The organism is Nocardia sp. NPDC005745 (genome assembly GCF_040630775.1).
Classification (GTDB): Bacteria; Actinomycetota; Actinomycetes; order Mycobacteriales; family Mycobacteriaceae; genus Nocardia.
In genome coordinates, this window is record NZ_JBEXYF010000017.1 from 62,270 (window position 1) to 88,003 (window position 25,734).

Annotated in this window: 23 protein-coding genes; 5 read left to right on the forward strand and 18 right to left on the reverse strand. The window is 69.3% G+C overall.

Going from position 1 to position 25,734, the window contains the following annotated elements:
• Positions 1-76: 76 nt before the first annotated feature.
• Positions 77-886, reverse strand: coding sequence for an S-methyl-5'-thioadenosine phosphorylase (locus ABZ420_RS19450; RefSeq protein ID WP_357124388.1), 810 nt, complete (start codon positions 884-886; stop codon positions 77-79).
• Between the two features lie 198 nt (positions 887-1,084).
• On the opposite strand from ABZ420_RS19450, the gene ABZ420_RS19455 reads away from it, so the two are divergent.
• Positions 1,085-1,408, forward strand: a complete 324-nt coding sequence (locus ABZ420_RS19455; protein ID WP_357124391.1) for a metal-sensitive transcriptional regulator — start codon at positions 1,085-1,087, stop codon at positions 1,406-1,408.
• A 5-nt stretch (positions 1,409-1,413) separates the two neighbouring features.
• Here the strand turns inward: ABZ420_RS19455 and ABZ420_RS19460 are convergent, their stop codons facing one another.
• The 5 genes from ABZ420_RS19460 to ABZ420_RS19480 form a co-directional block, all read right to left on the reverse strand.
• Positions 1,414-2,349, reverse strand: a complete 936-nt coding sequence (locus ABZ420_RS19460) for a TAXI family TRAP transporter solute-binding subunit (protein ID WP_357124394.1) — start codon at positions 2,347-2,349, stop codon at positions 1,414-1,416.
• Positions 2,346-3,767, reverse strand: a complete 1,422-nt coding sequence (locus ABZ420_RS19465) for a HAMP domain-containing sensor histidine kinase (RefSeq protein ID WP_357124397.1) — start codon at positions 3,765-3,767, stop codon at positions 2,346-2,348. The genes ABZ420_RS19460 and ABZ420_RS19465 overlap by 4 nt, the downstream gene beginning before the upstream one ends.
• Positions 3,768-3,795: 28 nt before the next feature.
• Entirely contained in the window at positions 3,796-4,455 is a 660-nt protein-coding gene (locus ABZ420_RS19470) for a response regulator transcription factor (protein ID WP_040864915.1), read from the reverse strand.
• 46 nt (positions 4,456-4,501) lie between these two features.
• The gene (locus ABZ420_RS19475; RefSeq protein ID WP_357124400.1) at positions 4,502-5,872 is read right to left on the reverse strand and encodes an MFS transporter; all 1,371 of its coding nucleotides are present in this window, start codon (positions 5,870-5,872) and stop codon (positions 4,502-4,504) included.
• 163 nt (positions 5,873-6,035) lie between these two features.
• Entirely contained in the window at positions 6,036-6,869 is an 834-nt protein-coding gene (locus ABZ420_RS19480) for an LLM class F420-dependent oxidoreductase (protein ID WP_357124403.1), read from the reverse strand.
• A gap of 173 nt (positions 6,870-7,042) precedes the next feature.
• On the opposite strand from ABZ420_RS19480, the gene ABZ420_RS19485 reads away from it, so the two are divergent.
• Positions 7,043-7,555, forward strand: coding sequence for an Hsp20/alpha crystallin family protein (locus tag ABZ420_RS19485; RefSeq protein WP_357124635.1), 513 nt, complete (start codon positions 7,043-7,045; stop codon positions 7,553-7,555).
• Positions 7,556-7,603: 48 nt separating this feature from the next.
• On the opposite strand, the gene truA is transcribed toward ABZ420_RS19485, so the two are convergent.
• The 8 genes from truA to infA all read right to left on the reverse strand — a co-directional run bounded on the left by truA (position 7,604) and on the right by infA (position 12,536).
• Positions 7,604-8,425, reverse strand: a complete 822-nt coding sequence (gene truA, locus ABZ420_RS19490; RefSeq protein ID WP_357124638.1) for a tRNA pseudouridine(38-40) synthase TruA — start codon at positions 8,423-8,425, stop codon at positions 7,604-7,606.
• A 146-nt stretch (positions 8,426-8,571) separates the two neighbouring features.
• Positions 8,572-9,093 (reverse strand): 50S ribosomal protein L17, encoded by a 522-nt coding sequence (gene rplQ, locus ABZ420_RS19495; protein ID WP_357124406.1) that lies wholly within the window; start codon positions 9,091-9,093, stop codon positions 8,572-8,574.
• Positions 9,094-9,221: 128 nt separating this feature from the next.
• On the reverse strand, positions 9,222-10,280 hold the full coding sequence (locus ABZ420_RS19500; protein WP_039796155.1) for a DNA-directed RNA polymerase subunit alpha: 1,059 nt from the start codon (positions 10,278-10,280) through the stop codon (positions 9,222-9,224).
• A gap of 104 nt (positions 10,281-10,384) precedes the next feature.
• Positions 10,385-10,990, reverse strand: coding sequence for a 30S ribosomal protein S4 (rpsD, locus tag ABZ420_RS19505; RefSeq protein WP_040864912.1), 606 nt, complete (start codon positions 10,988-10,990; stop codon positions 10,385-10,387).
• 20 nt (positions 10,991-11,010) lie between these two features.
• Positions 11,011-11,424: a 30S ribosomal protein S11 gene (gene rpsK / locus ABZ420_RS19510; RefSeq protein WP_014349147.1), complete on the reverse strand. Its 414-nt coding sequence runs from the start codon at positions 11,422-11,424 to the stop codon at positions 11,011-11,013.
• A gap of 9 nt (positions 11,425-11,433) precedes the next feature.
• Positions 11,434-11,805, reverse strand: coding sequence for a 30S ribosomal protein S13 (gene rpsM, locus ABZ420_RS19515; RefSeq protein WP_040864911.1), 372 nt, complete (start codon positions 11,803-11,805; stop codon positions 11,434-11,436).
• 246 nt (positions 11,806-12,051) lie between these two features.
• Positions 12,052-12,165: a 50S ribosomal protein L36 gene (rpmJ, locus tag ABZ420_RS19520; RefSeq protein ID WP_011207363.1), complete on the reverse strand. Its 114-nt coding sequence runs from the start codon at positions 12,163-12,165 to the stop codon at positions 12,052-12,054.
• A 149-nt stretch (positions 12,166-12,314) separates the two neighbouring features.
• Complete coding sequence (infA, locus tag ABZ420_RS19525; protein ID WP_003418601.1) at positions 12,315-12,536, reverse strand: translation initiation factor IF-1; 222 nt, start codon at positions 12,534-12,536, stop codon at positions 12,315-12,317.
• Between the two features lie 511 nt (positions 12,537-13,047).
• On the opposite strand from infA, the gene ABZ420_RS19530 reads away from it, so the two are divergent.
• A complete protein-coding gene (locus tag ABZ420_RS19530) occupies positions 13,048-16,338 on the forward strand; it encodes an AAA family ATPase (protein WP_357124411.1) in 3,291 nt (1,096 codons plus the stop codon).
• A gap of 51 nt (positions 16,339-16,389) precedes the next feature.
• On the opposite strand, the gene ABZ420_RS19535 is transcribed toward ABZ420_RS19530, so the two are convergent.
• Positions 16,390-16,701, reverse strand: coding sequence for a DUF4254 domain-containing protein (locus ABZ420_RS19535; RefSeq protein WP_357124414.1), 312 nt, complete (start codon positions 16,699-16,701; stop codon positions 16,390-16,392).
• Between the two features lie 355 nt (positions 16,702-17,056).
• Here ABZ420_RS19535 and ABZ420_RS19540 point away from each other — a divergent pair, with 355 nt between their 5' ends.
• Both ABZ420_RS19540 and ABZ420_RS19545 read left to right on the forward strand, forming a co-directional pair.
• Positions 17,057-17,863, forward strand: a complete 807-nt coding sequence (locus ABZ420_RS19540; RefSeq protein WP_357124417.1) for a GntR family transcriptional regulator — start codon at positions 17,057-17,059, stop codon at positions 17,861-17,863.
• A 3-nt stretch (positions 17,864-17,866) separates the two neighbouring features.
• The gene (locus tag ABZ420_RS19545; protein ID WP_357124420.1) at positions 17,867-18,472 is read left to right on the forward strand and encodes a GNAT family N-acetyltransferase; all 606 of its coding nucleotides are present in this window, start codon (positions 17,867-17,869) and stop codon (positions 18,470-18,472) included.
• A gap of 90 nt (positions 18,473-18,562) precedes the next feature.
• Here the strand turns inward: ABZ420_RS19545 and eccCa are convergent, their stop codons facing one another.
• The 3 genes from eccCa to eccD form a co-directional block, all read right to left on the reverse strand.
• Positions 18,563-22,642 carry a type VII secretion protein EccCa gene (eccCa, locus tag ABZ420_RS19550; RefSeq protein ID WP_357124423.1) on the reverse strand — a complete coding sequence of 1,360 codons (4,080 nt, stop codon included), beginning with the start codon at positions 22,640-22,642 and terminating at the stop codon, positions 18,563-18,565.
• Between the two features lie 46 nt (positions 22,643-22,688).
• Positions 22,689-24,026, reverse strand: a complete 1,338-nt coding sequence (gene mycP, locus ABZ420_RS19555) for a type VII secretion-associated serine protease mycosin (protein WP_357124426.1) — start codon at positions 24,024-24,026, stop codon at positions 22,689-22,691.
• Positions 24,027-24,097: 71 nt separating this feature from the next.
• Positions 24,098-25,576 carry a type VII secretion integral membrane protein EccD gene (gene eccD, locus ABZ420_RS19560; RefSeq protein ID WP_357124429.1) on the reverse strand — a complete coding sequence of 493 codons (1,479 nt, stop codon included), beginning with the start codon at positions 25,574-25,576 and terminating at the stop codon, positions 24,098-24,100.
• Positions 25,577-25,734 lie beyond the last annotated feature (158 nt).

A 25,734-nucleotide genomic window follows, 5' to 3' on the forward strand; every position in this document is an offset into this window, starting at 1 on the left:
CAGGCGTCCCGAAGCGATGTTCGATGTGAGGAAGCCGGTCAGAGCCTGCCGAACGCCCCGGTGACCACCATCGGACTCAGGGCAGTTCGAACGGCAGCGACACTCCCGCGTGGACGCGGCAGCGGTCACACGTGCCGGTGCCGTCCACCCCGGCCACCGCGCGGCGGATGAGTTCTTTGAAGGGCGCGAGGTTGCGTTTGAACTCGGCGAAGACATCGACGGCGTGCACTCCTTCGCCCTCCTCCAGACCGGCGTCCAGGTCGGTCACGAGAGCGACGGCGGCGTAGCACATTTCGAGTTCGCGGGCGAGCACCGCCTCCGGATGACCGGTCATATTCACCAGGTCCCAGCCCTGGGCGGCGAACCACCGGCTCTCGGCGCGGGTGGAGAAGCGCGGTCCCTCGACCACGACCATCGTGCCCGCGTGCATCATGTGCAGCGCGTCGGACTCGGCCTTGATGGCGGCGGCACGCAGTTCCTCGCAGTACGGATCGGCGAAGGACACGTGAATGCCGCCGCCGTCGAAGTAGGTCTGCGGACGGCCGGAGGTCCGGTCGACCAGCTGATCCGGCACCGCGACCGTGCCGGGGCCCCAGTCCGCCCGCAGGCTGCCGACCGCGCAGGGCGCGAAGATGCGGCGCACGCCCAGCGAGCGCAGGGCCCACAGATTGGCCCGGTAGGGCAGGGTGTGCGGCGCGAATTCGTGGTTCTTGCCGTGTCGCGGCAGGAACGCCACCGGCCTGCCCTCCACCTCTCCGACGGCGATCCCAGCGCTCGCGGCGCCGTAGGGAGTCTCGACCTCGATGGTGGTCGCCTCGTTGTCGAAGAAATCGTAGAAGCCGCTGCCGCCGATGACGGCGAGCGCGGGCCGGGGGTGCGAACTCATACCCCGATTGTCTCGTCCCGCGACGGCCGTCGCGCGGCGGGCTGCGCGTTACCCTGCTTCCGGGGCGGCTCGTCGACTGTTGCGGCCGGCCGCCGGGTGGTCGTCACACGCGTCCGACCTGACAAGACGTCCCGAAAACTGTACCCTAGGGGGGTATTGATCCGGTTCCGGCGACCGGCAGGCAGCGAGGAGACATCGGTGGCAGATTCCCCCAACGACCACACGGCGGCCGAGCACGCCGCGCATGGCTATATCACCGCCAAGGACGACTACCTCAAGCGGCTGCGGCGCATCGAGGGCCAAGCGCGCGGTCTACAGCGGATGGTCGAGGAGGAGAAGTACTGCATCGACATCCTCACCCAGGTCTCCGCGATGACGAAAGCCCTGCAGGCGGTAGCGATGGGCCTGCTGGAGGACCACATCAGCCACTGCGTGGTCGACGCGGCCGTCGCGGGTGGCCCGGAGGCCGAAGCCAAGATCAAGGAGGCCACCGACGCCATCGCCCGCCTGGTCCGGTCCTGACGTCGCTAGCCGTGCCAGCGGCGGTAGACCGCGGCCGCGCCGGGATGTAGCGGAATCGAGCCGGTGCTGATCAGCGAGCGCCCGTCGAGGAACTGGGTGCCCGCCGCTTCGGTGGGCACCAGCGCGTCGGCGTGCCATACCAGCAGTTCGACGATCGAAGCGGCCACTTCCTCGGGCATGGCGGGGGCGGCGAGCAAGAGATTCGCCACCCCGATGGTGTGCACCGAGACACCACTCGGATAGGCGTCCGCGGGAATCGCGACCCGGTCGTACACCGGCCCGAACAGCTCTCGCATCGGAGCGGCCAGTTCGCCCATGTCCACCAGCCGCATCCGGCTCGGCACCGCGAGCAGCCTGGTCGGGACGCCGCCCGCCCACAACAGCGCATCGGCCTCGCCTGCGGTCAGGGCGGCCACCGCCTCCGCCAAGGGGCGGTGCGAAATCGCCACGTCGGCATGCGGGTCCAGCCCCGCGACGCGCAGGATCCGCTCGCCGGTCAGGGCCGCGCCCGACCCTTCCGCACCCAGGCTCACCCGGGTTCCGCGCAGATCCGCGACCGAGCCGATCGTGCTGTCCGAGCGCACCACCAACTGCAGGTAGTTCTCGTAGACCCGCCCCAGCGCGCACACCCGATCGGCGTCGTCTCGCAGCGAGTCCGCGAGCGCTAGCGCGGCATCGACCTCGCCGCGCGCCAGCAAAGTCAGATTGGCCTGCGAGCCCGAGGTGGCGACCCGCTCGATCCGCACGTCTCCGATGTTCTCGGCGGCCAGGCCGAGCAACCCCGCGAAGGCGTGATAGAAGCCGCCGACCTCGCCCGACGCCAGCCGCACCGTGGCTTCCCCGCCACTCGGAGCGCAGCCCGCGACACCCGCGGCGACAGCCAACGCGAGAAAGCCGCGCCGATCGATGCCGCGCCGGAGGATCGACTCGCGGCCGGTCACCGGGCCTCCGCCGCGGGCAATCGCACAGTCACCGCGAGACCGTGCGGACGCGTCGCCACGACGGTGAGAACGCCACCGCGCGCCTGTGCCAACGCCGCGGCGATCGGCAGGCCCAGCCCCGAGCCACCGCTCCCCGCGGACGAACCACGGAAGAAACGCGTGGTCAGCTTGTCTATCTCGTCGGGGGGAACACCGATGCCGTCGTCGCGGACGGTCACTGTGACCCAGCCGGGCTCCGTCGCGACGACGAGATCGACGTGCGCGCCCGCTCCCGCGTAGCGCGTTGCGTTGCTCAGCGGTACGTCGAGCATCTGCGCGAGCACGTCGGCGGGGACCGCGACGTCGGCGCGCTCGGTCATGGGCGGCACCCGCAGTCGCTGGCCGGCCGCCTCGAACGCCGAGCACCAGGCGTCGAATCGGTCGGCCGCCACCTGCACGGCGTCGCACTGGTTGTCGCCCTCGGCGGTGTGCGCCATGTCGAAGGCCGCGGGTGTCTCGGCGACGGCCAAGCTGAGCAGGCCGTCGAGCAGCGCGGTGAGCCGGTCGACCTCGGCGCCCGCGCCGCGGAAGGTGCTCGCCGCGCCGGCCGGGATCGCGGGCTCCAGGGAATCCAGGCGGATGGTCAGGGCTGCCAGCGGGTTACGCATCGCGTGTGCGGTGTCGGCGACCAGTTGGCGCTGCGCGTCCGCCGAATCGGCGACCGCGAGAGCCATCGCGTCGAAGGACTCCGCCAGCGCGCGCATCTCGGGCGGCCCGCCGTAGCGGCCCGCGATCGACACCGGAGCGATTGTCCCGGCGCGCGGCTTGGGCAGCGTCGCGGTCAATTCCGCCACACCTTGCGACAGCGCCGCCAGCGGCCGCAGCACCCAGCGGCCGATCGTCACCGCCAGCAGCACGAACAGCACCATCGCCACGACACCGCCGAGCGCGATCACCGCCCAGGCCCGCGCAATGTCACCACGGGCACGCGCTGTCGACGCCTCGATCACCACGGCGCCGTTCACCTGCACACCGGTGCCGACCGGCCGTGCGACGAGCATGGTCGGCGCGCCCCACGGCGTCAGCTTGTCCGCCGCGTGCGGGCGCTGGTTGCGGCGGGCGGCCGCCACCGCCGCTTCGACGTCGCGATCGTTCACGTCCGCGCCCGCGTTCACCGTCGTCGCACCCCTGGCGTCGACCACCAGCACGTTCTCGCCGTACAGCTCGTGGTAGCGCAGTACCTCGTCGGCCAGCGCGCGGCTGTCTCCCGCGGTGACCGCGTCGTCGGCCAGGGTGGCGAAGCGGTCGGCGTCCCCGGACCGGGCCAGCACCAACTGCTGGGTGCGACTGGTGGCGACGGTCAGCGACAGCGGCACCGCGAACGCCAGCACCGCGATGGCCGCGAACAACGTCAGCGCGACGAGCAGGCGACGCCGCATGGCATACCTCCGGCCCGCCGGACCGCGCTCACTGTCCCCACCGATACCCGTATCCGCGGATGGTGGTGATCAGGCCGGGCCGGTTGAGCTTCGCCCGCAGACCGGTCATGTGCACATCCAGGGAACGCGAGACCGCGACGAAGGCGTCACCCCAGATGCGATCCATCAACTGCTGGCGACTCACCGCGGCACCCGGCCGTTCCACCAGCGCCTCGACCAACTCGAACTCCTTCTGGGTCAACGGCACCGGCGCACCGGCGACCTCCACCACGCGGGCCCCCAGGTCCACCCGCACGTCACCGGTGACGACCACCGATTGCGCCTGCCGCGCCGCGGCCGCCGCCCGCCTGGTGACCGTCTCCAGCCGCGCGACGAGTTCCGCGATCCGCGGCGGCTTGACCAGATAGTCGTCCGCGCCGCCGCGCAGGCCGCGCACGATCGAACGTTCGTCGCTGCGCGCGGTGAGGATCAGCACCGGAACCGAACTCACTTCGCGCAGTCTGCGCAACACCTGCAGGCCGTCACCGTCGGGCAGTCCGAGGTCGAGGACCACGGCGTCGAAGTCGCGGTGCGCGACCAGCAGATCCGCTCCGCGACGCATGCGTTCGGCGCGGTAACCGCGGGCGTTCAAGGCCTCGACCAGCGCGTCTCCCACGCCGTCGTCGTCCTCGACCACCGCAAGCCGCACGCGCCGATCCTCCCACAGCGGGGGAACCGGCGCGTGTGCCGGACGGTCAGTCACGCACGGTGGCCATCCGCCGTCCCGGCTCGGCCGCCGCCGCGCCGGTGGGCTCGCTGTCGATCTGCGACGAGGCCGAGGTCTCCCGCATGAAGTAGTAGGTGATCAGCGAGATGGCGATGCAGCCCGCGACGTACCAGAAGTACAGCGACTCGTGGCCGCCCTTCTTCAGCGCCAGCGCGATCGTCTCCGCGGTGCCGCCGAAGATGGCGACGGTGAGGGCGTAGGGCAGCCCGACACCGAGCGCGCGGATCTTCGTCGGGAAGAGTTCGGCCTTCACGATCGCGTTGATCGAGGTGTATCCCGTGATGATCAGCAGCGCGACCATCATCAGGCCCCACGCGGCGACCGGATTGGTGGTGTGCGCGAGCACCGTCATGATCGGCACGGTGAGCAGCGTGCCCGCCACGCCGAAGAAGATCAGCAGTTTGCGCCTGCCCACCCGGTCCGACAGCGCGCCCGCCAGCGGTTGCAGCACCACGAAGACCAGCAGCGCGATGAAGTTGATCCACGCCACCGTCGATTTGGAGATGCCGGAGGTATTGATCATGAACTTCTGCATATAGGTCGTATACGTGTAGAACGCGACCGTTCCGCCCAGCGTCAACCCGACCACCAGCAGACACTCGCGGGGGTATTGCAACAGGATCCGCAGCGAACCACGGGACTGCCCCGCTCCGGCGGCCGTCTTCTGCGACGCCTGCCCGGATTCGGCGCGGAACTGCTCGGACTCGTCCATGCCGCGCCGCAGCCACATCACGATCAGCGCACCGGCGGCGCCGATCACGAACGGAATCCGCCAGCCCCAGGCGTTCATCCGGTCGGCGTCGAGGAATTGTTGCAGCACGATCTGCACCCCGAGCGCGACGAGCTGGCCTGCCACCAGGGTCACGTACTGGAAACTCGAGTAGAACCCCCGCCTGCCCGCCGAGGCCACCTCGGACAGGTATGTCGCGCTCGTGGCGTATTCGCCGCCGACCGACAGACCTTGCAGGAGCCGGGCGACCAGCAGCAGGGCCGGAGCGGCCACACCGATGGTCTGGTAGCCGGGTGTCACCGCGATCATCAGAGAACCCGCCGCCATCACGGTCACCGACAGGGTCAGCGCCGAACGACGGCCGAACCGGTCGGCGTACCGGCCCAGTGCCCAACCGCCGATCGGACGCATCAGGAAGCCGACCGCGAACACGGCGGCGGTGGACAACAGCTGCGCCGTCGGATCGTCCTTGGGGAAGAACGTCTTCGCGAAGTACACGCTGAACGCGGCGTAGACGTACCAGTCGTACCACTCGACCAGGTTTCCGATGGATCCGCGTAGCACGTTCGCGACCACCCGGCGCTCACTCACGGGCTGTGTCGTAGTCACAAGATCTCCTCCTCCGACGCCTCATCACGTCGTCGCAGATCAGTGTGGCGACAGTCACAAGCTCGCGGAATGGCTCTCGATGCTTCCTAACAGTCCCTTAGGACGATCGCCGGAAAACACCTCCGGCCCCGGCAAGAGGCCGGGGCCGGAGGTGAGCCGATGCTCAGGCTTTCGCGGTCAGCAGCGGGGCGAGGGTGCGCAGCGCGGGGAGGTAGTTGTCGCCGAGGATCTGCACCGCGACATGGTCGGCACCGGCATCGAGATGCTCCGACAGCCGGGCGGCGATCCGCTCCGGCGTGCCGTACGCGATGACGGCGTCGAACACGCGATCGCCGGGCGGGACGGCGAGGTCGGCGTCGGTGAAGCCGAACCGGCGCAGGTTCGACGCGTAGTTGGTGAGGCCCAGGTAGAACTCGACGGTCCCGTCGGCGACGGCGTGCGCGGCTCGGGCGTCATCGGTCAGCACCACCTTGTGCTCGGTGACCAGCAGCGCATCAGGACCGGCGATCTCGCGAGCCTTCGCGGTGTGCGCCGCGGGTACGAAGTACGGCAGCGGCCCCGAGGACCGCTCGGCGGCCAGCTTCAGCACCCGCGGGCCGAGTGCGGCCACCGCGCGCCGTTCGGCGGGCACACCGGCGGCGTCGAGGTCGTCGAGGTATTCGACCAGCGCGTCGTACGGCTTGCGGTACTCGCCGGTGTGCTCCGGGTGTCCCGCACCGATGCCGAGCAGGAACCGGCCGGGGAAGCGCGCCTCGATCCGGTGGAACGAGTCGGCCGTCTCCTTCGCGGGCGACGCCCAGATGTTCACGATGCTGGTGGCCACGGTGATCGTTTCGGTCGCCTCGAGCAGCGGTTCGACGGCTGCCAGATCCGCGGGCGGCGAGGCCCCCAACCACAGCGCGCCGTAGCCCAGCTGCTCCAATTCCCGTGCGTCCTCCGGGCCGAACCCGTTGAACGCCCGCCACACTCCGAACCGTCCGAGACTGTCGAATGCCATGTCCCGAGCCAACACGTGCCCGGAGGCGGCTATTCCGTGCCGGTGGATCTCGCGGTCGAGCATCCGTCGGGCTTGATGCTCTACCGCTTCAGGAGGGCTACTGTGGCTATTGCACAGCTATGGCGCCCGCCGCCGTGGCAGGCGTCACCACTAACGAGATGGAGGTGATCGCTGTGCTGAGATTCGATCCATTTCATGACATCGACACAGTCGCCCGCCAGTTGCTCGGTGAAAGCGCAGGAACCGGTCGCGCACCGCGATTCATGCCGATGGATCTGTTCAAGGCGGGAGATCACTACGTCCTGAACGCGGATCTGCCCGGCGTCGATCCCGGCTCGATCGACGTCAGTGTCGACAACGGCACGCTCACCCTGCGGGCCCAACGCACCGTGCCGAGCGAGGAAGGCGTCCAGTGGATCGCCTCGGAACGCTTCGCGGGCACCTTCATGCGCCAGATGTCGCTGGGTGAGAACGTCGACGTCGAGAACATCAGCGCGACCTACAACAACGGTGTGCTCTCGGTGACGATTCCGATCGCGGAGCGCGCGAAGCCGCGGCGTATCCAGATCTCCGGGGCGTCCCAGGAACCGAGGACGATCGAAGCGCAAACGGGCCGTTCCGGACAGCCGGCGCAGGCCGAGCAGCAAGGACAGTCCCAGCAGCAGTACCCGCGATCGTCGAAGTGAGCGCCGCGCTGCCCGCACCCGAGCACGGGTGCGGGCAGCCCCGCATTCCTAGTCGCCGCAGCAACCCGCCCTCGGGGCTGGGACCGACCGCATCTCCCGCGTCTGCGCGTTGCGGGCGGCGAGTTCCCCGTCGGCCGGGTAGTCGACGGCGATCAGGCTCAAACCGTGTGCGGGCGCGACGGCGACCGAGCTGGAGCGCTCCGTCTCCCGCAGCAGCGCGGCGACCCATTCCACGGTGCGCCGCCCCTCGCCGACGGCGAGCACCGCGCCGACCAGGCTGCGCACCATCGACCAGCAGAACGCGTCGGCGCTGACGTAGGCGATCAGCAGATCGCCGTCGCGGACCCAGTCGAAGCGCTGCAACTCCCGAACCGTCGTCGCGCCCTCCCTGCGGCGGCAGAACGCGGCGAAGTCGTGCAGCCCCAACAGTGTTCGCGAAGCCTCCCGCATGGCCCCGACATCGACGCCGGATCGGCAAGCGACCACGCTGCGGGCGTGCAGCGGCTCCGCTCCGTACGGCGCGGTGGTCAATCGATAGGCATAGTGGCGGCGGATGGCGGAGAACCGGGCATCGAACTCGGGCGGGGCCGGGCGCGCCCCCGTGATCCGCACGTCCTTCGGCAGGAATCGCGCCATTCGGTGCACCAGCTTCTCCGCGTCCAGTTCGCCGGACGTGTCGAAATGCGCGATCTGCCCCTCGGCGTGCACGCCCGCGTCCGTTCGCCCCGCCACGGTCAGCTGGATCGGCTCGCGGAACACCTTGCTCAGCGCGTCCTCCAGCACGCCCTGCACGGTGCGCAGACCGGGCTGACGTGCCCAGCCGGTGAAATCCGTGCCGTCATAGGCAATGCTCAGCCGGACCCGCGACATGCCGGTCCCCCGCACGTCCTCGGGCGGCCGGTCCGCACTCGATCCCACCGATTCCTCCACGGTCACATGATCCTCCGGTCGAAACGAACGAGCCCGCCGACCCAGTGCGGGTGGCGGGCTCGTGCGCGAACTCCGAACGCTCGGCGTCAGGCGTCCTTCTTGTCCTCAGCGGTTTCGTCGGCAGCCGGAGCCTCGGCGGTCTCGGCGGTGGCCTCCTCGGCCTCCTCCTCGACGACCTCGGCGGCCGGAGCCTCCTCCGCCTTCTTCGACGCGGCGACGCGACGGGCGCGATCGGCCTCGTTGGTCACGGTCTTCTCCCGGACCAGCTCGATGACCGCCATCGGCGCGTTGTCACCCTTACGCGGCAGCGTCTTGGTGATGCGGGTGTAACCACCCTCGCGTCCCTCGAACGACGGACCGATCTCGGCGAAGAGTTCGTGTACGACGTTCTTGTTGCGGATGACCTTCAGCACCTCGCGACGGTCGGCCAGAGTGCCGCCCTTCGCCTTGGTGATCAGCTTCTCCGCGTAGGGGCGCACGGCCTTGGCCTTGGCCTCGGTGGTGGTGATCCGGCCGTGCTCGAAGAGCGCCGTCGCCAGATTGGCGAAGATCGCCTTCTGGTGCGACGCCGACCCGCCGAAGCGGGCACCCTTCTTGGGCTTGGGCATTGTGGTGTTCTCCTGTGTGTCTTTTGCGGCGCTCCCGGCGCCCTGCGTGGTTACGCTCTGCTACCGCTTCCGGGCGCGTCGCTCACGCCACGGGTACGAGGCCGGGCCGGGGCGCCTACCCCGGGGGCCTAGAGCTGTTCGGTCTCGGCGTAGTCCTGCTCGCCGCCATCGGTGTCACTGAACGTGCCGCTGTCGCTCCACGTGCCGGTGCTCGCGTCGTAGCCGACCACGCTGGACGGATCGAACGACGCCGGGCTGTCCTTGAGCGAGAGGCCGAGCGCATGCAGCTTGACCTTGACCTCGTCGATGGACTTCTGGCCGAAGTTGCGAATGTCCAGCAGATCCGACTCGGTGCGGGCGACCAGCTCGCCCACGGTGTGCACACCCTCGCGCTTGAGGCAGTTGTAGGACCGGACGGTGAGGTCCAGGTCCTCGATCGGCAGGCCGAACGAGGCGATGTGATCCGCCTCGGCCGGCGAGGGGCCGATCTCGATGCCCTCGGCTTCGACGTTCAGCTCACGGGCCAGGCCGAAGAGCTCGACCAGGGTCTTGCCCGCCGAGGCGAGCGCGTCCCGCGCGCTGATGGAGTTCTTGGTCTCCACGTCCAGGATGAGCCGGTCGAAGTCGGTGCGCTGCTCGACGCGGGTGGCCTCGACCTTGTAGGTCACCTTCAGCACCGGCGAGTAGATCGAATCCACCGGGATCCGGCCGATTTCCGCACCGGAGGCCTTGTTCTGCACGGCGGGGACGTAGCCGCGACCGCGCTCGACGACGAGCTCGATCTCCAGCTTGCCCTTGTCGTTCAGGGTCGCGATGTGCATGTCCGGGTTGTGCACCACGACGCCGCTGGGCGGGACGATGTCACCGGCGGTGACGGTGCCCGGACCCTGCTTGCGCACGTACATCGTGACCGGCTCGTCCTCCTCGGAGGACACGACCAGGCCCTTGAGGTTCAGGATGATGTCGGTGACATCTTCCTTCACGCCCGGGACGGTGGTGAACTCGTGCAGGACACCGTCGATGCGGATGCTCGTGACCGCCGCCCCCGGAATCGAGGACAGCAGAGTACGCCGCAGCGAGTTGCCGAGGGTGTAACCGAAGCCCGGCTCGAGCGGCTCGATGGTGAACTTCGAGCGGTTCTCGGCGACGACCTCTTCGGTCAGCGTCGGACGCTGTGAAATCAGCATTAGGATCATCCTCCTTTTTGGGCGCCCGCTATTTGACGCCTCGTCTCAGGGGTTGTGTGTGGCCGCCCGTATCCGGGCGACCACACACCAGCAGCACGTGCCGATTACTTCGAGTAGTACTCGACGATCAGCTGTTCCTGCAGCGGCACATCGATCTGGGCGCGCTCCGGCACCTGGTGGACCAGGATCCGCAGCCGGCCCGGGATCACCTGCAGCCAGCCCGGCACCGGGCGGTCGCCGACGGTCTCGCGCGCCACCTGGAACGGCAGGGTGCCCAGCGACTTCTCCTTGACATCGATGATGTCGTACTGGGTGACCTGGAAGCTGGGAACGTCGACCTTCTTGTTGTTCACCAGGAAGTGGCCGTGCGAGACCAGCTGGCGAGCCTGGCGGCGGGTACGCGCCAGACCGGCGCGGTACACGACGTTGTCCAGCCGGGTCTCGAGCAGACGCAGCAGGTTGTCACCGGTCTTGCCCTTGAGGCGGTTGGCCTCTTCGTAGTACCGGCGGAACTGCTTCTCCATGACGCCGTAGGAGAAGCGGGCCTTCTGCTTCTCCTGCAGCTGGAGCAGGTACTCGCTCTCCTTGATCCGCGCGCGGCCGTGCTGGCCGGGCGGGTAGGGGCGACGCTCGAACGCCTGGTCGCCTCCGACGAGGTCGACGCGCAGACGACGCGACTTGCGGGTGATAGGGCCTGTGTAACGAGCCATTGTTCGCTATTCCTTTCCCGCTAGACGCGACGCCGCTTGGGCGGACGGCAGCCGTTGTGCGGCTGCGGGGTGACATCGGAGATCGTGCCCACCTCGAGGCCTGCGGCCTGCAGCGAGCGGATCGCGGTCTCGCGGCCCGAACCGGGGCCCTTCACGAACACGTCGACCTTCTTGACGCCGTTCTCCTGCGCCTTGCGGGCGGCGTTCTCGGCGGCGAGCTGCGCGGCGAACGGGGTCGACTTGCGCGAACCCTTGAAGCCGACGTGCCCGGACGACGCCCAGGAGATGACGTTGCCACTCGGGTCGGTGATCGACACGATCGTGTTGTTGAACGTGCTCTTGATGTGCGCGTGGCCGTGCGGGACGTTCTTCTTTTCCCGGCGACGCGACTTCTGGGTCTTCTTGGGGCCGGAGGCCCTGGACTTGGGAGGCATCGGTTATCCCTACTTCTTCTTGCCGGCGACGGTGCGCTTCGGGCCCTTGCGGGTGCGCGCGTTGGTCTTGGTGCGCTGGCCACGCACGGGCAGGCCACGACGGTGGCGCAGGCCCTGGTAGCAGCCGATCTCGATCTTGCGGCGAATATCGGCCTGCACCTCACGGCGCAGGTCACCCTCGACCTTGAACTCCGAAGCCTCGATGTAGTCACGCAGCTTCGTCAGATCGTCGTCGCTGAGATCCTTCGAACGCAGGTCCGGGCTGACGCCGGTGGCGTCGAGGATCTCCTTGGAGCGGGTACGGCCAATGCCGAAAATGTAGGTCAGTGCGATCTCCATGCGCTTCTCGCGCGGGAGGTCGACGCCCATGAGACGTGCCATCTGGCAGCTTCCTTAATCGTTGCGGAGGTCTGCTCCCTGTCCGTCCCCTCGTCTTGGTGGGGCACCGGCCTCCGAACCGGTGGTAGGCGCACACGCCCAGGGCGAACCCTGATATCCGCAGCGTGCGGCTGGTGCTGGGAGTTCTTCTTGCCAATCCGAACTGCGGTTCGGTGCTTGGCTGGTGTCGCGTCGAGCGCGCCTTCGGCATGCCTCGGGCGGGTGGGACGAGGTCTCCCTCGCCTCCGCTCAGCCCTGGCGCTGCTTGTGGCGCAGGTTGTCGCAGATCACCATGACCCGGCCGTGACGGCGGATCACCTTGCACTTCTCGCAGATCTTCTTGACGCTCGGCTGAACCTTCACGTCCGTCCAATCTGTTGTGGTTCACAGGGGTGTGAACACAGTTTTTCCCCAGTCGGCGACTGGGGAAGTTCTGTAGCGAGTCTTTCGACTCGGCCCCGGCTCACGCCGGGACTGCCGGGTTCGTATCGACCCGATCGCGCCGGGCGCGATCACTTGTAGCGGTATACGATCCGGCCGCGCGACAGGTCGTAGGGCGAGAGCTCGACGACAACGCGGTCCTCGGGCAGGATGCGAATGTAGTGCTGCCGCATCTTCCCGCTGATGTGCGCGAGAACCTTGTGCCCGTTCTCGAGCTCGATCCGGAACATCGCATTGGGCAGCGGTTCGACAACTCGACCCTCGACCTCGATGGCCCCGTCTTTCTTCGCCATGTCCTCCGCGATCCCGGTTACGCTCAACCTGGTTTGTTTGCCTGAGTCTGCTCGTCTGGACCGACCGCCGGAGCGGACCGCTCGCACACAAACAGGCGGCGCGTAGGTGCACCGCCGCTCCAGCTTACCGATCCGTTCCGGATCGGGCAAAAATGCCTCCCTGTATACCCGTGTCGCCTGGGGTTTCACAGCCGTCTTCCCACTCATGGCGGGCCTCGGGCGCTGCGCCGCGACGGGGCCGGGTTGTCGCGTAAACTGGCCGCTGTCCAGGTATTTGGGTCGAACAGATCGAGGGGGATGCGTGAGCCGGCGCAGCGAGCGAGCCACCGGCGGAGGCGCCCTCGGTCAGGGTCGAAGCGAGCGGCAGGGAGGCGAGGCCGTGAGTAAGCGTAGCGAGCGAGTCACCGGCAGAGCGCCCCTGGCCACGACCGAGCCGAGCGGCAGCGAGGGAAGTCGTGAGTGAACGCAGCGAGCGAGTCGTCGGCACGCCGAGCGGCAGCGAGGCGCAGTCGTGAGCCGTAGCAACGACGGCCTGCCCATGCTGCCGCCCTGGCTGTCGGAGAGCGAGGTCGGCCAGAGCGGCTACGAAGCGCCGGTACAGAACCTTCCGCACGAAGAACTCATCGAGGAAACCCCTGGCCGCAGGCGCGGACGTTTCAAGAACCGCGCGCCGGAGGCGGACCGCCCGGACGCCGCGCGCCCCGAGAAGCGCCGCAAGGGCTGGCGCCGCGACAAGCACGAGGGGGCCGCCGACGAGGAACAGCGGCAGAGCGAGGCGAGCCACGCGCCCGCGCCGGTCCCGGACGAGCCCGTGCCGGCTCAGCTCCCGCCCGAATCCTGGCAGCACCCCGGCTACGACCGCACACCACCGGCGCAGGACAACTCGTGGCAGGCGCCGCCCCAGCGCGACCACATCCCCCAGCGCGACAACACTCCGCAGCACAGCCTGCCCACCCGCAACCCCGCACAGCCCTCCCCTGGTTTCCAGCCGCTGGGCAGCAGGGCCGCGGACGCGCCCGTATCGAACGACCAGCCGACGCACCGGCAGTCCGAAAGACCGGATCTCCCGCCACCGCCGCCGCGGCAATCGGCCGACGAGCGGCCCGGTCGGGCACCGAACGACGAACCCGTTTCGCCCTCGCGCGGCGAGAGCGCCCAGGTCAGCGGCGGCCGACCTCCGCTCGGACCGCAGAACGGCGGGTGGCCGTCCACCGGCAACCCTCGGCTCGACGCCGCGCTGTCGGCGGTGCGGCCGAGCCAATGGCCCGCCTCGACGCCGCCCGGCCAGGCCGCCGCCGCACCGGTGTCCCCGGTCGAGCCCGCGCAGCCGGGTGGCGAGCCCAGGAAGACGCCGCAGGCCGGCAGCCCGACTCGAGCAGCGCCGACCGGCAACCAGCCGACCGCTCCGACCAGCGCCGACCCGTCAGCTCCGCCGTCCAAGGGCGGATACCCGTCCGCCCCCGACCCCGCGGCATGGCAGAGCGGATACTCATCGGCGCCGACGAGCGCGCAGCCCACGCCGCCGCACGGCGGATACCCCGCCGCGCCGCCGCTCGCCCCGGACCCCGCATGGCAGCGCGGGCACTCGCCGATGCCGACGAGCGCGCAGCCCACGCCGCCGCCTACCGTCGACCCGGCGATGCCACCCACCGGCGACAGCCCGGCCGAACCGGCGCACGACCACACCGCCGCTGTGCCGAGCTCGAGCGCGCCGCCGGCTCAGCACCCGACCACATCGTCGGGCGGTTCCACACCGGGCGCGAGCGACACCACGCCACCGATCGAGGCTCACCAGACACTCCCAGGTGATCGTCAGGTGCCGGCACCGCAGGCCGCCCAAGCCGGGCCCACCGCGGTGACACCGGACGGTCCGCCGCCCTGGCTCGCCGCGCCGCAGCCCGCGCAGACCGAGGCATCCGCGACAGACACACCCCGCCGTCTTCCCCCACTGCCCGATCCGCCCGCGCCGCACGAGCGGCCGCACAGCGGCGGGTCCGGCACGCCCGCGACGGCTCCGGCGCGCGACGAGCACCGGCCGACGCGCGGTACGGACGGCCCGCCACCCTGGCTCGGTCACACCGCATCGGAACAGACCGGTCGTCCGAGTCGGCCCGGTCTCCCGCCCGCACCGAACGAGACTGCCGCACAGGCAGGCAGCGCGCCGAGCGAACCCCATCTGCCTGCCGATTCCCCACCGTCATCGCACCAAGTGCCCGCGGATCACGCTGCTACGGAACCATTCCTCGCTGCTTCCGCGACCGTCCCGCACGCCGAACAGGGCGGGGCCGTCCCAGTTTCGCCCACAGCCCGAAGCGTCTCCGCGATCGGCGTCACGCCTGTCTCCGCCCCTGCGCCGGGAACCGCCGCGCAGCCGGATCCGGCCGGGTTGGTGAACACGACTCGCGTGCAAGGGGATCCGGGCGCCTCCGCGCCGAGCTGGACCAGTGCGACCGAAACCGGTCCGGCGTCGATGCGACCCGTCGCCGGTGGCGGGCGGCACCGGCTGTCCGCCGAGTCCAACGACCCATCGGCTCCGCACGCACCGGTCGAACAAGCACCGATTGTCGACCAGCAGCCGGTTCCGCAGCACCAGCCCGAGACGGCCCACGGCGCGGGCGGCCCGCACGCGGTACCTGCCGGTGTGCCAACACAGTTCGCGAGTGGTCAGGCGCCGGGTCTCCCACCTCAGGCCCCCGCCGCCCAGTGGGGCAATGCCGCCGCACCGGCCCCTGCGCCCGAATCGGGTTCGGTAGGCCCGCATTCCGCGCCTCCGCAGTATCACCCCGAACATCAGGCCGCTGGGCAACCGATACCGCAGCCCGGGCAGTGGGGCACGCCGCCGGGTTACGCGCAGCCGCCGGGTGCGCCGTTCCAGCAGCCCTCGCTCGACAACGTGCCGCTGCGCCGGGCCAAGAAGGCGCCGGGATCGGGGTGGCGCAAGGCGGTGCACCACGTGTCCGGCGGCTCGATCAACCCCGGCATGTCCGCCGAGGAGCGCAGACTCCAGGAGCTGGTCGCGCGGATCAGGCAGCCCGTCCGCGGCGACTACCGGATCGCGGTGCTCTCGCTCAAAGGCGGTGTCGGAAAGACCACCACCACAATGGGTATCGGCTCCATCTTCGCCTCCATCCGGGGCGACCGCGTGATCGCGGTGGACGCCAATCCCGACTTCGGCACCCTGTCGCAACGGGTGCCGCTGCAAACCAGGTCCACTGTGCGCGACCTGCTCCTCGATTCGTCCATCCAGCGCTATTCGGACGTGCGCAGGCACACCTCGCAGGCGACGAGCCGACTGGAAGTGCTGGCCAGCGAACGCGATCCGGCCGCGTCGGAGGCGTTCAGCGAGGACGAGTACCGTGCGGTCGCCCGGATCCTGCAGCGGTTCTACAACATCATTCTCACCGACTGCGGTACCGGACTCATGCACTCGGCCATGGCAGGCGTATTGGACCTGGCGCACTCGCTGGTGCTGATCTCCTCGCCGGCCATCGACGGAGCGCGCAGCGCCGCGGCGACATTGGACTGGTTGTCGCTGCACGGCCACGATCACTTGGTGCGCAACGCGGTGGTGGTGATCAATTCCCCGCGGGCCGGATCGCCGAATGTCGGTATCCAGCAGCTACGGGAGTACTTCCTCTCCCGGTGCCGCGCGGTGCACATCATCCCGTTCGACCCGCATATGTCCGAGGGCGCGGAGATCGATCTGCACCGGCTGCACAAGCAAACGAAGCGGGCCTACGTCGAGCTGGCCGCGACCGTCGCGGACGACTTCGCCACCGATCACCGCCGCTACCAACCCTGACACCCGCCGGGCCGTGACCCGGCGGGCAAGAAGGGCGAACGGATCAGCCGCTCACCACTCGGGCAGACGCCGTCTGCCCGCCATGACGTCGCGCACCAGATCGTCGTAGGCGTCCGCGAGTTCGGCGAGATGGTGCCATGCGTTATGCAACAGCTCGTCGTGTGCGTTCAGAGTCATCAACGCGTGGTGCGCGCGCACCGACGCCTCGGCGAGGCGATCGATCACCGCGCCCACCGTTTCGGTGTGCAGCGTGGCGCCGAGCCGATGCTGCGGCACGCTGCGCATCACCCAGTCGTCGATCGCCATCACCAATTCGACTCTGCGACGCTCGATTTCGCGGATGACCGCCACGGCGGTATCCACCGATCCACCGCGACCGACCAGGCGGCGCTCATGTAGCACTGCCAGATCACGAGCGAACCACAGGAGCGGGCCACCGACTACTCGGTGCCCGCGACACGCCCGAACCAATAGGTCGGACGTGGGAAGCAATCCCGGTGCCGGAGAGCGCACCGAAGGATCGACACACCTCGGTGTGCCGGGGAGGGCCATTACGACCGTTGTATCCGAACCTGCCACGTTGCCTCGCCGTCATCGCCGCACAACACCGGATCAGGACTTCATTACAATAAACCTCTGAAGGCACCTGTCAAGCGTTACCCGGCCGTAGGGAGTCACGAAGAGTACACTTCGTTACCTGCACGACCAACCGAGGAGCATGATGGCGGACGGTCCGACGTATCACCGGATCGCAGACCTCCTCCGCGAGGAGATCCGCGCAGCGAAGTGGAAACCGGGCGACCGGCTGCCCAGTCATTCCGAGCTTGCCGATCAAATGCAGGTCTCGATAACCACCGCCCGCAACGCGATCCAGGTGCTGGTGACCGAGAATCTGGTCTATACAGCTACTTCCCGCGGGACGATCGTTCGAAACCAAGAAGTTCTGGAATCCGTGGTCACCGACTCTATCCGTCCCGACCGGCCGCAGACACCGCACGACATCTTCGAGGAGATCGCGCGGGCCGCGGGCCGGGAACCGTCGAAGGAGTTCAGCGCGAAGATGGAGCCGGCCAGCCCCGAAGTCGCGACTTGGCTGGGTGTTCCGCCGGAATCCTGGGTGCTGGCCAGGACCGTTGTCCAGTTCCTCGACCACGAACCGTGGTCGTGGGAGGTCAGCTTCTATCCCCGGGACCTGGCCGAGGCCACCGGGATCGACTCCCCGCACGACATTCCGGAGGGCACCACCCGCCGCCTCGCCGACCGGGGGCATGCCGAGACCGCGCACCGCGACACCCTCGTCGCACGGCCCGCCAGTGCGGAGGAAGCCTTGGTGCTCGGCGTCGCCACCGGCACCATCCTGCTCGACCACCTACGTATCGGCGCCACCCACGAGCGGGTCACCCGGGCCACGCGGCATCGCTCATTGGCCACCGGCAATCGGCTCGCCTACGAACTCGGCGACGCCGAAGGCACCGCGGTCATCCGGACGACGCTGGCCAATCCGCCCGGGTCCGGTTCGGCCTAGCCCATGACGATCGTGCTGCGCCAGGCGACAATAGGAGATCTCGGCACGATCTGCCGCCTGCGCGTGCAGCGCACGGCATGGCTCACCGCGCGCGGCTCCGATCAGTGGACGGTCGCCGGACGCGGCCTGCCCATCGAGATCTTCGCCCGCGCCGTCGGACGCTCGCTGGACGCCGGTGAGACCTGGATCGCCGAGATCGCGGGCGAGCCGGCGGGAACCATCACGGTCAACGACCGCGCCGATGCCGGTCTGTGGTCGCGGTGGGAACTCGACGGCGCGGTGATCGTCCATTTCATGATCGTGGACCTGCGCTTCGCGGGCCATCGTGTCGGTCACCGGATGCTCGCCCATGCCGGAATGCTCGCCCGCCACCAGCGGCGCGAGTGGGTCCGGCTGGACGCCTGGACCACCAACACCGACTTGCACGACTACTACCGCTCGGCGGGATTCCGCTTGGTGCGCATCGCGGGGCCGCTCGCGGTGGGACCTTCGCGCGCGCTGTTCGAACGGCGGGTCGACAGCTGGGACGACGAACTGCCCGTGCCGGTTTCGGCGGTGGCGCATGCTGCCCCCTCGGCGTTCCTGCGCACACCACGGCCGAACAACTGACCGAAGCGCGCGGGCTGGGGTACGTCCGTCGCGGGCCGCCCGGTGCGCGCCGGAGGCATGCGGCGCGCGAGGGGTTCGACGGCGCGCCGATCAGACCGGCGGCAGGTGCGCGATGTGCACCATCTCGATACCTCTGCTGCGCGAGACCAGGGTGCCGCGACCGGGAGGCAATTTGCTGGGCCGCACGTCGCCCATCAGCTTGCCCTCGTCGCGCGACCCACTCATGATCAACGTCTCCACCGACATGTTCTTCATGGTGCCCAGGATCGGGTCGTAGAGCGCACGGGAGACGCCGCCGCTGCGGCGCGTGACGACGAGGTGCATGCCGATGTCGCGGGCCTGCGGCAGGTATTCCAGCAGTGGCGCGAACGGATTCATGCCGGTGCCGGTGGCCACCATGTCGTAGTCGTCCACCACGATGTAGATCTCGGGGCCGCTCCACCAACTGCGTTCGCGCAGTTGCTGCGGGGTGATGTCCGAGCCGGGAATCCGCTTGGCGAGATACCCGGCGACCTCCTGGATCATCGGAGCACAGGTCTGCGAGGACGTGGAGTAGCCGGCCAGGTGGTCGCCCTCGACCACGCCGAGCATGGTCCGGCGGTAGTCGACCATGATGATCCTGGCCTGCTCGGTGGTCGACTGCTCGACCACCCCCATCACGATGTTGCGCAGCAGCGTCGTCTTGCCGCATTCGACGTCCGCGAAGGCCATGAAGTGCGGCTCGACGCCGAAATCCAGGACCAGCGGCTGCAATTCGGCCTCGCCGAGACCGACGACGACGCGGGTGGGGCTCAGCTCGATACCTTGGGCCTTCGCCGAGGCCATCAGCTCGTCCCTGCCGAAGCGCAGCGGCAGCATGCGTACCTCGGGCGCGCGGCTGCTCGGGTACTGCTGCTCGAGTCCGGCCCGCGCCCGCGCGACACCGTCGGCCATACTGCCCGGATCGGAGTCGGAATCCAGGCGCGGCAGGGCGATCAGCATGTGCAGCTGCTCGGGGGTCAGACCGCGACCGGGACGGCCGACCGGAACCTGGTGCGCGGTGCGCCTGCCCATCTCCGAATCCGACGGATCGCCGAGCCGCAGTTCGATGCGGGTGCCGATCTGGTCCTTGACCACCGGACGGATCTCCGCCCAGCGCGCGGCGCCGATCATCAGGTGGATGCCGAACGACAAGCCTTGCGCCGCGATGGCGTTGATCTGCGGCTCCAGCATGTCGAACTCCTCGCGGATCGCGGCCCAGCCGTCGATCACCAGGAACACGTCGCCGAATTTGTCGTCGGCCAAGGGATCGGAAGGTCCGGCCGCGCCGTCCGGAACGCGCTGCCCTTCGCCGAATTTGCGCCGCCGGAACTCGGCCATCGACTCGATGCCCAGGGCGGCGAACCGCTCCTCGCGCTGGCGCATCAGCGTGGTGAGTTCGGCGATGGTGCGGCGCACCCGGTCACCGTCGAGGCGGCCGGCCACCGAACCCACGTGTGGCACGCCGGACAGGCCCGCCATGCTTCCGCCACCGAAATCCAGGCAGTAGAACTGCGCCTGTTCGGGGGTGTGCGTGGCCGCGGTCGCCATGATGATGGTGCGCAAGGTCGTCGACTTGCCCGACTGCGGGCCGCCGACCACCGCGACATTGCCCTGTGCGCCCGCCAGATTGATGGTGAGCACGTCACGCCGCTGCTCGTATGGCTTGTCGATGACGCCGATCGGCATCCACAACTGGCCGTGCCGGTTGACCGGCGAACGCCAGTCCGGGTCCGGCAGCAGCATGTCCACCGTCGGGGATTCGTCCAGGGGCGGCAACCACACCTCGTGCGCCGGGCGGCCGTGCCCGGTGAGCCGCTTGACGACCACGTCGAGCAGCGTGTCCGGGATACCCTCCTCGGCGCCGGGCACGCTGCCGAGGGCCGACGGTGGCGGCGGCAGCTCCAGCAGCGGGTTCGACGGCGAGGCAGGCGCCGCCTCGGCCTCGGTGTCGATCGGCTCGGGCAGTTCCACCGGCGCGGCGGTGAACAACGCGGGCCGGTGACCCGCGACCGGACTGCCGTCCTCTCCGGTGACCGCTCCCTGCGGCGCGACGTAAGGGCCGGACACATAACTGGCGTTGAACCGCAACGGATCCGACGCATCGCTCTTCAGGTAGCCGGAACCGGGCACGCTCGGCAGGTGGTATGCGTCGGTGATGCCGAGCACCGCCCGCGATTCGTTCGCCGAGAACGTGCGCAGGCCGATGCGGTAGGACAGGTGCGACTCCAGGCCGCGCAGCTTGTTCTCCTCCAAGCGCTGCGAGGCCAGCAGCAGGTGCACGTGCAGTGACCGGCCGAGCCGGCCGATCATCACGAACAGTTCCGCGAAGTCCGGCTTCTGCGAGAGCAACTCGGAGAACTCGTCCACCACGATGAACAGCGCGGGCAGCGGGTCGAGCGGCACGCCCGCGGCACGCGCCTTCTCGTAGTCGGTGACGTTGGCGTAGTTGCCCGCCGAGCGCAGCAGCTCCTGGCGGCGGTTCATCTCACCCGCCAGCGCGTCCTTCATGCGGTCGACCAGCGACAGTTCCTCTTCCAGATTGGTGATCACCGCGGCGACGTGCGGCAGCGAGTCGAGGCCGAGGAAGGTCGCGCCGCCCTTGAAGTCGACGAGCACCAGGTTCAGCGCGTCCGGGGAATGTGTGGTGACCAGCGAAAGCACCAAAGTACGAAGGAATTCGGACTTTCCGGAGCCGGTCGCGCCGATGCACAGGCCGTGCGGGCCCATGCCGTTCTCGGCCGATTCCTTGATGTCGATCTCCACCGGCGTGCCGTCGGGAGTGATGCCGATCGGAACCCGCAACCGCTCCCTGCCGGTGCGCGGACGCCACACCCTGGCCGGATCGATCTGGGCGGCGTCCGGGATCTTCAGCAGCGCCATCAGTCCCGGATCGGTGGTGGTTCCCTCGCCGAGACTGACGATCTGCGCCGCCGTGGCGAGCCGGTACCTGGCCAGCGATCGGGCGAAGGACTCGGCCTCGGCGGTGCTCACCTCGTCGGCGGTGGCGAACTTCTCCACTCCGGCCGCACTGCGCGCGGCGACCTCACCGTCGGCGGCGACCAGTTGCAGTCCGCGCCGCGCCGCGAGCCCGCCCTCCGGCGCGGTGAGGTCCAGCACGGTCACCGAATCCAGGCCCGATTCGCTGACCAGCCGTTCACTGCCGCTGACGTAGCCGTCATCGATGACGACCACCAAGTGCAGCCGCCCCTGGGTCGGCTGGGGGTTGCGCATGAACCGGCCGCGCTCGAGCAGCTCGGCCGCCAGCGCAGTCTCCAGCTCGCCGAGCGAGTGATACATCATCCGCGCCGAGCCCATGCCGTCGCGCTGCGTGGGATGTTGCAGTTGCGGTAACCATTTCGCCCAGGACCAGGCCGGGCCGTCCGGGTCCGAGCAGACGATCGCGATCGCGAGATGGTCGGGACCGTGGAAGGCGGCCAGCTCCATCAGCATCGCGCGCACCAGCATGTGCGCGTCTTCGCCGCGGCCGCTGATGTTGATCGCGGGAAACGCGCGCAGCGACACGGCGGTCGGCAAGCGGTGCACCACCGAGTGGGTGCGCACGAAGCGGCGCAGCGCCACGGTGGACACCGGCTCCAGATCCTCCAGCGGGCCCGTCTCCGGGCGCGCCAGTTTGGTGGCCAGCCGGTGGCTGCCGACGCCGACTCGCACGTGCCCGAAGTCGGGGTCGTTCGGCCTGCGCTCCCACATCCGCCTCGTGCCGATCAGGGAGGGCAGGTCGGCCGGTTCGGGATGACTCCACCGCAGCGTCTCCAGTTGCTTGCCGCCGGTGCGGCGCACCTCCTTGCGGACCTGGTCGAGGTAGCGGAAGTAGTCCTTGCGTTCCTCGTTGAGCTCGACCGCGCGTTTGGGCCCGCCGCCACGGAAGCCCGCCATCATGCCGACCATCGACATGAGCATCATCATCGGGAACATCATCATGAACGGATTGGCCAGCAGGTTGCGGCCCATCATCGCCATCATCGCGATCATGCCGACCACCGCGACCACCATGACGATCGGCATCAGCTTCATCATCAGCGGCGCGGGCAGCGCGCGTGCGATCTCCGGCGGAGCGGTCAGCGCCACCTCGCCGCCGGGTGCCCGGGGCGGTGCGATGCGTGGGCGGCGCACAAAGCCTTCGGTAGCCATGGTTCCTTCGTTCGGTCGGCGGCGAGCGATCGATATGCCGCTCGCGCTACGGATCGAATTCCGCGTTCAGGTCCTGCCCGGACCGGCGGAACGGCATCGCCACCGCCACGCCGATGGCCAGGCAGGCCAGGCAGAGGACGGAGCCGATGACGGCGATCCGGCGTGGCCGCGGGTCCGGGCCGGGCGGAATCACCGGCGCGGCGACGGCTCGCGCGGCGTCGGCGCCCGCACTCACGGGTTTCTCCGGCAGTTGCGCGGTCAGCGCGGCGAGCGGATCGATCAGGCCGTGCCCGATCCGGTCGTCGCGTCCGGTGCCCGGTCCGTGCGCGGTGCGGATGATGCGGTCCATCACCTGCTGTGCGGTGAGTTCCGGGAAGCGCGCCCGTACCAGCGCGGCCAGCCCGGCCACGTAGGGCGCCGCGAAGCTGGTGCCCTCCACAGCCCTGATTCCCTCGGTGGTCTGCACGCCGTCGACCACGCCGGTGGCGCCGGGCTTGCTGTCCAGCGAAACGATATTGCGGCCGATCGCGGCGACGGCCACCCATGGGCCGTGCAGCGACAGCTCGGACACCTGGCCCGTCGAGTCCACCGAGCCCACCGAGAGCACGTAGGGCGTGAACCAGGCCGGACTCGCGACGGTGGTCACCGAGCCCCACCCGGAACCCTCGTTCTGTTTCGAGCACGCGCCGTCGGGTTGCAGGTTGCCCGCGGCCGCGACCACGACGACATTGCGGTCGTAAGCGTATTTCACCGCCGCGCCGAGCGAGGCGTCGGCGGTGTCCGATCCGGCTGCGGTGCAAGCGACTTCGGAGATGTTGATGACGGTGGCGCCGAGATCGACGGCGCGGACGACTGCCGCCGCTAGCGTAAGGACGCTGCCGTAGCCGTCGCTGCTGATCTTGCCCGGCGGATCGTCCCGGCCGCGGTCCTTCGGCTCGTAGGCCAAACTCAGCTGCCGGATGGTGAGCAGGTCCGCGTCGGGCGCGACGCCCGCGAAGGCGTCGCCGGGATGGGGCTGGGCCGCGATGATTCCGGCCACCAAGGTGCCGTGGCCGTCGCAGTCGGCTGTTCCGTCGCTGTCGGAGACGAAATCACCACCCGGTTGCAGCGAACGCAGCCGCGGGTGCGGATTCACCCCGGTATCGATCACGGCCACTTTCTGCCCGGCGCCGCGGCTGAACTGCCACGCCGACGGCAGATCCAGCACTCGTTGCGCCATCGGTGGTTCGCTGGGCGCCGCGCCGGTGAGCAATGGTTCGGCGCAGACCGCGCGCTGCTCGGTCGGCTCCAGCGGCGCGGGCCGCACGCTCAAACCCTGTGCGACGCCCAGTGCGCCGGGATCGATCGCCGGCGGCGAGATCGCCTGCGCGCTCGGCCACGGCATACCGATTCCGGCGCCGACAACTGTTGCGGCGCAAGCCATCCGCATGACTCTCCGGCGGAAGGCGCTGCCGGTCATATGTTCCGGGCCATCGAGTAGATGTTCATCACCCACAACACCAGGGGAATCACCGACACGATCAGCAGATACTCGAAGACCTCGATCATCCGCCTTGTCACCGGCGTGACCTCGATGTGCGGACCGATCACCCCGAAGCCGATCACGCCGGTCGCGAACGCCAGCAGCACGCCCGCCGCGAGCAGGGTGTACTCCGAGTCGCCCACCGCGAACCCGACGGCCAGTGCGACGGAGGTCAGGCACCCGCCCGCGATCATCGTCGCCGCCTGGGTGAGATCGGCGAACGAGCGGCCGCGCAGCGCGAGGATGATCGCGGTGACGACCGCCAGCGTGATCCCTTGCCAGCGCGCCGAACCCAGTGGATCGGCCACGCCGAACGCGCCGATGACGGCGCTCACGGTGCACGCAGCGATCAGGCCGGACTGGAACCGGTTGGCCACGCGGGCCCGCACCCCGAGTCCGGCGGCCGAGGGCAGTGCGCTGGCGCCGATGGCGCCGATGCCCTCGATGGTCGGGCGCGGCTCGTGGTCGGCCGGGTCGATCGCGCCGCCCGCGGTGGGGACCGGTGGAATCGGCAGCCGCGCGAGCACCGCCGCCAGCCTCGGCACCGCCGAGATGATCGCGATGCCCGTCACCAGCAGACCGGCCGACAGCTTGGGCAGGCCCGGATGCCAGATCAGGTAGATCGCCGCGGCGACGCACGCGATGACGGCAAGCGCTGCGGCGCAGGAGAACAGCGTCGCGCCGGTGCCGGTGACCCGGTAGCCCACCAGCGCCGCGATCAGCAGCACCGAACTGCCCAGCAGCAGATGGGGACTGCCGAGCGTCCCCGGCACCAGCAGTGCGGCGCCGCCGAACAGCAGCAGCAGTCCGTCCAGCGACAGCCAAGTCGCGGTCACCGCGTCGGTGTACCTGTGCGCGGCGATACCCGCCGCGACGAACGCGGCGATGCCCGCGCCGAGCAGGGCGAAAGCGGGCGTGAGCGGATCGCCGTTCCCGCGCGAGACCACCAGCACGGCCAGCGCGGCGAGCACGGCGAGCGCCGAGACGATCAGCCCCATCCAGCGGGCGGCCAGACCGGACCAGCTCTGGAAATCCTCTGTGGTGAGCCGCGATACCGCGTCGATGACGTCATCGAACAGTGCGGGCGATTCCTTCGCGGTGACCGACCGCAGCACCAGCAGTTCACCGTCGTAGACCTCGGCCTCGGTGAGTGTGCGGCTCGGCGCGATCGCCTCCCGGCCCAGCCGAGCCAGCGTCCAGTGCCGCGCGTCCAGCGGCGCCGACTCCTCCTCGGTCTCGGGTCGCTCCGGATTTCGCGATTCGATCAGCGCCACCAGATCGCCGATGAAGGTGGCGATCGGCACGGTAGCCGGCAATCCGACATCGACCTGAGTGTTTCCGCCGATGACCGAAACACGACTCAATACGGGCTCGGTGGTACGTGTAACGCTCGCCGACTCGATCAACGGCAACCATCCCCCGCCCTCATCCGGAACAATGAATCACACATCGACAACATTTGCTGGAACACGTCCTGAGTGAACGACTTCACCACTCGTCAAGCACTCTCACACATAGCCGACTCTTGCGTTGCGACCTCCCGGCAGCTGAACCTAATGTAACGGACGCA

Coding starts and splice junctions, on each gene's coding strand:
- ABZ420_RS19450 (WP_357124388.1), bottom strand. CDS start 886: ATGAGTTCGCACCCCCGGCCCGCGCTCGCCGTCATCGGCGGCAGCGGC.
- ABZ420_RS19465 (WP_357124397.1), bottom strand. CDS start 3,767: ATGCGGCGTCGCCTGCTCGTCGCGCTGACGTTGTTCGCGGCCATCGCG.
- ABZ420_RS19480 (WP_357124403.1), bottom strand. CDS start 6,869: ATGGCATTCGACAGTCTCGGACGGTTCGGAGTGTGGCGGGCGTTCAAC.
- truA (WP_357124638.1), bottom strand. CDS start 8,425: ATGTCGCGGGTCCGGCTGAGCATTGCCTATGACGGCACGGATTTCACC.
- rplQ (WP_357124406.1), bottom strand. CDS start 9,093: ATGCCCAAGCCCAAGAAGGGTGCCCGCTTCGGCGGGTCGGCGTCGCAC.
- ABZ420_RS19500 (WP_039796155.1), bottom strand. CDS start 10,280: ATGCTGATTTCACAGCGTCCGACGCTGACCGAAGAGGTCGTCGCCGAG.
- rpsD (WP_040864912.1), bottom strand. CDS start 10,990: ATGGCTCGTTACACAGGCCCTATCACCCGCAAGTCGCGTCGTCTGCGC.
- rpsK (WP_014349147.1), bottom strand. CDS start 11,424: ATGCCTCCCAAGTCCAGGGCCTCCGGCCCCAAGAAGACCCAGAAGTCG.
- rpsM (WP_040864911.1), bottom strand. CDS start 11,805: ATGGCACGTCTCATGGGCGTCGACCTCCCGCGCGAGAAGCGCATGGAG.
- infA (WP_003418601.1), bottom strand. CDS start 12,536: ATGGCGAAGAAAGACGGGGCCATCGAGGTCGAGGGTCGAGTTGTCGAA.
- ABZ420_RS19540 (WP_357124417.1), top strand. CDS start 17,057: ATGATGGCGGACGGTCCGACGTATCACCGGATCGCAGACCTCCTCCGC.
- ABZ420_RS19545 (WP_357124420.1), top strand. CDS start 17,867: ATGACGATCGTGCTGCGCCAGGCGACAATAGGAGATCTCGGCACGATC.
- eccCa (WP_357124423.1), bottom strand. CDS start 22,642: ATGGCTACCGAAGGCTTTGTGCGCCGCCCACGCATCGCACCGCCCCGG.
- mycP (WP_357124426.1), bottom strand. CDS start 24,026: ATGCCGTGGCCGAGCGCGCAGGCGATCTCGCCGCCGGCGATCGATCCC.